The 712-nt window shown below is 53.8% G+C and carries 1 rRNA gene; it reads left to right on the forward strand.

Going from position 1 to position 712, the window contains the following annotated elements:
* Positions 1-689, forward strand: a 23S ribosomal RNA gene (locus PGR10_RS25355); the annotation flags it as partial.
* Between the last annotated feature and the right edge of the window lie 23 nt (positions 690-712).

A 712-nucleotide genomic window follows, 5' to 3' on the forward strand; every position in this document is an offset into this window, starting at 1 on the left:
GGGTTGCGGACAGTGTCTGGTGGGTAGTTTGACTGGGGCGGTCTCCTCCCAAAGAGTAACGGAGGAGCACGAAGGTTAGCTAATCCTGGTCGGACATCAGGAGGTTAGTGCAATGGCATAAGCTAGCTTGACTGCGAGCGTGACGGCGCGAGCAGGTGCGAAAGCAGGTCATAGTGATCCGGTGGTTCTGAATGGAAGGGCCATCGCTCAACGGATAAAAGGTACTCCGGGGATAACAGGCTGATACCGCCCAAGAGTTCATATCGACGGCGGTGTTTGGCACCTCGATGTCGGCTCATCACATCCTGGGGCTGAAGTAGGTCCCAAGGGTATGGCTGTTCGCCATTTAAAGTGGTACGCGAGCTGGGTTTAGAACGTCGTGAGACAGTTCGGTCCCTATCTGCCGTGGGCGCTGGAGAATTGAGGGGGGCTGCTCCTAGTACGAGAGGACCGGAGTGGACGCATCACTGGTGTTCGGGTTGTCATGCCAATGGCATTGCCCGGTAGCTAAATGCGGAAGAGATAAGTGCTGAAAGCATCTAAGCACGAAACTTGCCCCGAGATGAGTTCTCCCTGAGACTTTAAGTCTCCTGAAGGAACGTTAAAGACGATGACGTTGATAGGTCGGGTGTGTAAGCGTAGCGATACGTTGAGCTAACCGATACTAATGAACCGTGAGGCTTAACCTTACAACGCCGAAGATGTTTTGGCG

The sequence above is a fragment of the Klebsiella sp. 141198 genome, assembly GCF_050600785.1.
Taxonomy (GTDB): domain Bacteria; phylum Pseudomonadota; class Gammaproteobacteria; order Enterobacterales; family Enterobacteriaceae; genus Klebsiella; species Klebsiella aerogenes.